The sequence below is a fragment of the Streptomyces sp. NPDC127177 genome (assembly GCF_042672475.1).
Classification (GTDB): domain Bacteria; phylum Actinomycetota; class Actinomycetes; order Streptomycetales; family Streptomycetaceae; genus Streptomyces.
Genome location: NZ_JBHXUW010000043.1, coordinates 68,057 through 74,765, shown reverse-complemented (window position 1 = coordinate 74,765; position 6,709 = coordinate 68,057). Strand labels below are relative to the sequence as shown.

The window sequence follows — 6,709 nt, the reverse complement described above, 5'->3', positions numbered from 1 at the left end:
ACCCGGTCCGGGTGCGCCCCACCTTCATGTCTACGACAACGGCCTCAGCCCGCGAGAAGCTTCTTGACCAGGGCGGCCACCCGGCCGCCCTCCGCGCGCCCCGCGACCTTCGGGTTCACGATCTTCATCACGGCGCCCATCGCGCGCGGCCCCTCGGCCCCGGCGGCCTTCGCCTCATCGACTGCGGACGCCACGATCGCGGACAGCTCGTCGTCACTCAGCTGCTGCGGGAGGTAGGTGTCGAGCAGCTCGCCCTCCTTCTTCTCCCGCTCGGCCTGCTCGGTCCGGCCGCCCTGCGAGAAGGCCTCGGCCGCCTCGCGGCGCTTCTTCGCCTCCCTGGCGATCACCTTCTGCACCTCGTCGTCGGAGAGTTCGCGGGCCGACTTGCCGCTGACCTCCTCCTTGGTGATCGCGGTGAGGGTCAGTCGGAGCGTGGACGAGGTCAGCTCGTCGCGCGCCTTCATGGCCGTGGTGAGGTCTTCCTTGAGCTTGGACTTGAGCGTGGTCATGTGCTGATTGTGGCAGGTGCGGGGCGCCCACCGCCCGCAGGTTTTCCCGTCGGTACGCACTGTCTGCGACGATGGGCGCATGCGCGCACGCTACGGAGTACCCCTGAAAATCACGGCGGTCACCGCCGCGGCCGGCGCCGTCGGCCTCGCCTACGCGGCCGGGTTCGAGGCCCGCTCGTTCCGCCTGCGAAGGGTCACGATCCCGGTGCTCCCGCACGGAGCACGTCCGTTGCGCGTCCTCCAGGTATCCGACGTCCACATGGTGAGCGGACAGCGCAAGAAGCGCGCCTGGCTCCAGTCACTGGCGGGCCTGCGCCCGGACTTCGTCGTGAACACCGGCGACAACCTCTCCGACCCGGACGCGGTCCCGGAGCTGCTGGACGCGCTCGGCCCCCTGATGGAGCTCCCGGGTGTGTACGTCTTCGGCTCCAACGACTACTACGGCCCCAAGCTCCGTAACCCCGCCCGCTACCTCTTCGAGAAGACCGCGGGCAAGCACGGTCTGAACGGGAACGCCCCGGCGGTGGGCGTCGTCCACAACCCGTGGGAACCGATGCGGGACGCCTTCGACGAGGCGGGCTGGCTGAACCTCTCCAACACACGCGGCCGCCTCAAGCTCGACGGCCTGGAGCTGGCCTTCACCGGCCTGGACGACCCGCACATCAAGCGCGACCGCTACGCGGAGGTCTCGGGCGGCCCCGAGACGGGCGCCGACCTCTCCATCGGCGTGGTCCACGCCCCCTACCTGCGCTCCCTGGACGCCTTCACCGCGGACGGCTACCCGCTGATCCTGGCCGGCCACACCCACGGCGGCCAGCTCTGCATCCCCTTCTACGGAGCCCTGGTCACCAACTGCGACCTGGACACGGACCGTGTGAAGGGCCTCTCGTCCCACTCCGTCGACGGCCGCCGCGCCTACCTCCACGTCTCGGCCGGCTGCGGCACGAACCGCTACACCCCGGTCCGCTTCGCCTGCCCGCCCGAGGCGACCCTGCTGACGCTGACGGCCCGGGACTGACACCGGGTCCCGCGACGCGCGACCACCTCACCCTCCCCCGCCCACCCTGTACCCCACCCCCGTACCGCCCCCCGCTTCCCCAGCGCTCACCCACCTCTCGGCCGCCTCCCGATCGGCACAAAAACCGGATTTCGTCTCCGGCCGCAGGTGGGCTAAAGTAATCGATGTCGCCGGGACACCGACGACGATCGGGGTGTAGCGCAGCTTGGCAGCGCGCTTCGTTCGGGACGAAGAGGTCGTGGGTTCAAATCCCGCCACCCCGACAGCTGTAAGACCAGGTCAGGGGCCTGATCCACTTAGTGGATCAGGCCCCTGACTCGTTCCTGGGGCCATCTTGGGAGCCGTTTGGGAGCCGATCTCGGAATCCGGCTCCCAAAATCGGCGAGGGCGCATGCCGGCAGTCCGGCAAACAGCCGTCGAGAGGCCAACCTGCCCACGTAGGCTCTGGCCACCCGGTGCACCGTCGCCGGGCGTACGAGGGGGGCACCGTGGATCATCTCTTCACCGTCGCCGGCCAGACGGCCACGCCGATATCGCGCACTGGGCTGGCCGCGGAAAGTCTTCTTGAGCGGCAGCACCTTCAGGAGTGGGTGATCGCCCACCCACAGGTGCTCGGGGAGTCGGTGCTCGTGGTCACCGCGGAGTACGACCGGTGGGCCGATACGGACGGAGTGCCGGCGCGCGACCGGTTGGACGTTCTGGGGCTGGACGCGACCGGCCGCCTCGTCGTGGTCGAGCTAAAGCGCGGCACGGCCGACCGCGACGTACACCTCCAGGCGATCACCTACGCCGCTCTGGTGTCCCGGTTCGACCTCGGCACCCTGGCCCAGGCGCACCGCGACTTCCTGTCGCGAAGGGGGCAGGACCTCGACATCGACGCGTGCAAGCAGCGTCTGCTCGACCATGTGGACGGGGAGTGGAGCCCGGAGCTGCTCCAACGCCCCCGCCAAGTGATCATCGCCGCCGACTTCCCCAAGCAGGTCACCCACTCCGTGGTCTGGCTGTCGGAGATGAGCCTCGACATCGACCTCATCCAGGTGGGCCTGTGGAAGGTGGAGGGTCACCTCGTCGCCGGATTCACCAAGGTCTATCCGACCCCGGAGGTCGAGGAGTTCACGCTCGCACCGGCTCGGGTCGAAGGCGAGGCGGCGGCCAAGAAGCTGCAGGAACGCTCACGCTCGCGCAACGCCGTACACGTCCTCGTCGGAGCGGGCTTGCTGCCGGACGGAACACGGCTGCGGCTGACTCCGCGCCACGGTGCCCCGGAATCCATCCGCAACGCCATCCACTCGTGGGTGGAAGAGGACATCAGCCGAGCAACGGTCACCTGGACCAACAGCACCGCCAAGCCGCTGATCTGGGACGCCGATGGCGCGTCCTATTCACCGACTGGGCTCGCCAACCACATCTTTACGAGCGTGACGAGTCGCACCGCCGACGGCATACAGGGAACAACATGGTGGGACGTCGACACCGACCACGTGCCCGCTGATGTCGACCCCGAAGAATGGGCCACATTGGCGGGGATCGACCTGACAGGTCTGGCCAGGCAGCTCAACGGAACCCGCAAAGACTGGACGGGGCTGCACACCCTGCTGGGCACCGTGCCCGCCGGGCGGTGGACCACCTACGGAGACGTAGCTGCAGTGGTCGGCAGCCATGCCGTCCCGGTCGGTACCCATCTGGCCACCTGCGGCCAATGCCCCAACGCCTGGCGCGTCCTCAATGTGGCAGGGCGCGTCAGCAAAGGCTTCCAGTGGCCCGATCAGACGCGCACGGACACACCTGCAGACGTCCTGATCGCCGAAGGAGTCCGGTTCAACGGGGACGCCGCTGATCCGGAAACGCGCCTGCGTCGGGACGCTCTGCGGCAACTGCTCGACAGCTGAGAAGGTCTGCTCCTGGACCGGACAGCTCCCGCCCAAGGGCAACTACTGCCAATTCATTTCGATTTCAGTCCAGTTGACGTTGCAGGTCCTGTGCAGAGGCCAGCAGCTCGTCCGGGGCGCGACAACCGTTCTCGTACACCACCACGACCTGGGTCAGCTGCTGTTCTGCCGCTGCAAGTTCACCGAGGAGCAGATGCGCGTAGGCCAGGTTCAGCCGCACGCTCAAGGTGTCCTCGTCGTCGCTGCCGAGGTGCGAGGCCAATGGCTCGACCACGGCGCCCAGTTCGCGGGAGGCGAGGCCAACCCGACCCTGACGGAGAGCGACCGCTGCCGCCTGGCCGAGGGTTCTCAAGGTGTCAGGGTGCCCGGGGCCCAGGACGTCGCTCTGCGCCTCAGCCAGCAACCGCAGCTGATGCTCCGCGGCGGTGTCCTGGTGTAGCTCGAAGTACACGTCCGCAAGGTGCCGGCGTACCAAGAGCAGGCTGGGATGGCCGGTGCCGTGGGAGGCAAGGACAGCGGTCAACAGGGACCTCAGCGCAGCCTGAGCCTCGGTCTGTCTGTCGAGTAGCCGAAGGGTTCCGGCGTAACCCAGGCAAGCCTCGACCGCCTCCGAATGCGCAGGGCCAAACGCGGCCGCCAATGCCTCGGCCGCCGCCCGGAAGTGTTCCTCAGCCTCGGCGGGCCTTCCTGTCGCGGTGAGCAGCCCGGCGAGAGTGCCCTGGGCCCGGTAGGAGGACGTGTGCCCTCGGGGGGCGATACGGGTCCACGTCGCGTGAATGTCACGCAGCTCAACCTCCGCCTCGTCGAACAGACCCAGATCCAGAAGCGCGTAGCTGAGGTTGTGCCGGGTGACCAGGGTGCTCGGGTGATCGTGGCCCAGCGTCTGTCTTTCTAGGTGGAGTGTTGCCACGAACTCGTTGAGGGCCCGCTCGCCCTCGCCAAGTTCGAGAAGCAGGTCTGCCAGTTCATGGCGGGCGGCGAGCATCGCGGGAGATGTGTTGCCCAACGCATTCGCCATGTCGCGGATCAGCTGCTCGAACGCGCTGCGGGCCTCGGCAAGGTTGCCTTGGCCGCGCAGCGCTCTGGCGAGTTCGTGGCGTGCAGCGAGGGTGGTCAGATGCTCGGGACCAAGGACGACGGTCAGATGCGGAACGAGTCTTGAGAATTCCGTGTGCGCACCCGCGACGTCTCCCCGCTGAAGGATGATGCGGATCAGTTCGTGGCGCGTGGTCAAGCTAGTTTCGTGATCTGGACCGAGGACCCGGGTAGCTGTGCGCAGGACGTCACTGAAGTCTGCCTCTGCTTCGTCGAGACGGCCTTGATCACGCTTTAGCAAGGCGAAGTTGTGCCTTGTCGCCAGGACGGTCTTAGGGTTGCCGTCGGGAGCGGTTCGTGCGTAGGCGGTCAGGGCGTGGCTGAACTGCACCTCCGCCACTGCCCACTGGCCTGACTGTTGCGCGTACACAGCCGCCCGCGTCGCGAGTTCGCCGCGCATCTGGTACTCCAGCGCAGCAGCGTGCTTCATGTCTGCCGCGACGTGGACACAGTGCGGCAGCAACAGTCGCCAGAGGGGCCAGTTCGCCGGGGCGGCCGGATCGAGCCCCTTCGCCACCATCGCGAGAAGGGCGACCGACAGAGTCGAGTACACCGGTGCCGCTTCAATGGCGGCCGGCTGGGTGCGGGTGATCTCTCGAACGAGCGGGTGGACGACCAGAGTCTCTAGCGTCGAACCATGCCCCTCGAAGCGTCGACGGTGCAGCAGGCCACACCCCAGCAGGCCACGTACGGCCGCATCGAGCGCAGAAGACGACAATCCCGTGAAATCGTTTGTGGCGGCGAGCACGCTCCTGCGGAGCAGGGCGGCTGGCAGCGGCTCAGGTGCGAAGAACGAGATCAGCCGGAACAGCGGCCGTGCGGCAGCTGTGCCCCGCTTTTCCAGCAGATCCAGTGACATCTCCCACGTATGGGCCAGCGGGCCGTGTGGATCGTGCGGCAGCGCTGCGACCGCCTCGGCGAACTCCGCGTCCAGTGCTTCCCAGCATGCGGCGAACGTCTGAGGGGCCTCCGACTCAGGAAGCGTCAGGTCACTGCTGGTCATCGCCAGGTACTTCCCCACGAGCAGCAGGGCGAGGGGCAGGCCGCCCAACCGCCGTGCCAGGCGTACTGCCTCGCCCTCGGAACCGGCACCAGGAGCCAGTTCACGCAGCATCGCGGCGCCCTGGGCCTCGGAGATCGGGACGACGGGGTGGACCGCCGCCGACGTCCACCAGGAGCCGGGGTCTTGGTCGCGGCTCGTCACTACCACCGTGTTCCCAGCGACCGGCTGCCTGATCCAGTCCCGCACCACAGCTGGGTCGTCGGCGTTGTCGACAACCAACAGCCAGCGCCCGGCGTTCGCGTTGTTCAGAACGTCCCACAGCACATCCCGGGCTGCCTCGTGGTTGCGCCACACGTCGCGCGCCACGACACGCTCCACCCCTGCTTGCACGGCGACCTCACGCAGCGCCTCCACGAAGGCGGCTGGGGTCGTGGCGTCAACCCACCACACCCTCCGCTCGGCGGCGACCCGTCGAGAAAGCGCCAGCGCGACCGTGCTCTTACCGCTGCCGCCTACCCCGCACAAGACCAACCGGCCTCCGACGTGAGCTACCCGCTCCTCCAACGCGGTCAGCAGCGCACCTCGCCCGCGGATCCGGTGCTCGACCGAGTCCTCGGGCACCGCCACCGACAGGTCACTGACGGAGGCTTCACTCATGCCTGGCAGCGGCGGAAGACCCAGATATCGCTCGGCCAGGAAGTAGAGATCGGGGTCGGTCAGGAACTGTGTCAGTAGGGCCGCATCGAAGATGTCCAGCTCAACCCGGTGGGCATCGCGTGCCTCGTCCTCCAGCTTGTGTCGCGTGCCGACCGTCACCGGGGCCACCGTGAAGTACAGCACGCGCTGTACGGGGCTACCCTGGCCGCAGATCGACGCCATATCCCTTCTGATCTTGGCCGGGACGTTGTCCTTCTGCATCGTGCAGGCCAAGACGACCTTCTCCCCGGAGGCCAGCCGGGCGAAAGCCGAGACCGGCGACGGAGCCCCGGCGAGGTCCGTCCAGAAACTCTCGGCATCCCGGCCCTGATCGCCCCCGCTACTCACGGGACCTGTCGCTGGCGCTAGATTGCTCACGAGCACCCGCCGAGCCACGTCCAGGCAGAGCTGCTCGAACTCGTGGTGCGCGTTGCGCTCCCCAAGAGTGTCCAGGGCGAACCGGATCAACAGACCGAACTGCCTGGGAGTGTTCACCAGT

The 6,709-nt window shown here is 67.8% G+C and carries 4 protein-coding genes and 1 tRNA gene; 3 read left to right on the top strand and 2 right to left on the bottom strand.

The window, feature by feature from the left end:
* Positions 1-44 precede the first annotated feature (44 nt).
* Complete coding sequence (locus tag ACFVJX_RS25275; RefSeq protein ID WP_384128257.1) at positions 45-509, bottom strand: GatB/YqeY domain-containing protein; 465 nt, start codon at positions 507-509, stop codon at positions 45-47.
* A gap of 79 nt (positions 510-588) precedes the next feature.
* Here ACFVJX_RS25275 and ACFVJX_RS25270 point away from each other — a divergent pair, with 79 nt between their 5' ends.
* The 3 genes from ACFVJX_RS25270 (at position 589) to ACFVJX_RS25260 (ending at position 3,416) form a co-directional block, all read left to right on the top strand.
* On the top strand, positions 589-1,527 hold the full coding sequence (locus tag ACFVJX_RS25270; RefSeq protein ID WP_384128259.1) for a metallophosphoesterase: 939 nt from the start codon (positions 589-591) through the stop codon (positions 1,525-1,527).
* A gap of 189 nt (positions 1,528-1,716) precedes the next feature.
* Positions 1,717-1,790 (top strand) — tRNA-Pro (locus ACFVJX_RS25265).
* Positions 1,791-2,015: 225 nt separating this feature from the next.
* A complete protein-coding gene (locus ACFVJX_RS25260; RefSeq protein ID WP_384128261.1) occupies positions 2,016-3,416 on the top strand; it encodes a DNA-binding protein in 1,401 nt (466 codons plus the stop codon).
* Positions 3,417-3,480: 64 nt separating this feature from the next.
* Here the strand turns inward: ACFVJX_RS25260 and fxsT are convergent, their stop codons facing one another.
* Entirely contained in the window at positions 3,481-6,705 is a 3,225-nt protein-coding gene (fxsT, locus tag ACFVJX_RS25255; protein WP_384128263.1) for an FxSxx-COOH system tetratricopeptide repeat protein, read from the bottom strand.
* Positions 6,706-6,709: the final 4 nt, after the last annotated feature.

Bases quoted from the DNA above. Each gene is read 5' to 3' on its own strand.
- ACFVJX_RS25275 (WP_384128257.1), bottom strand. From the start codon at position 509: ATGACCACGCTCAAGTCCAAGCTCAAGGAAGACCTCACCACGGCCATG.
- ACFVJX_RS25270 (WP_384128259.1), top strand. From the start codon at position 589: ATGCGCGCACGCTACGGAGTACCCCTGAAAATCACGGCGGTCACCGCC.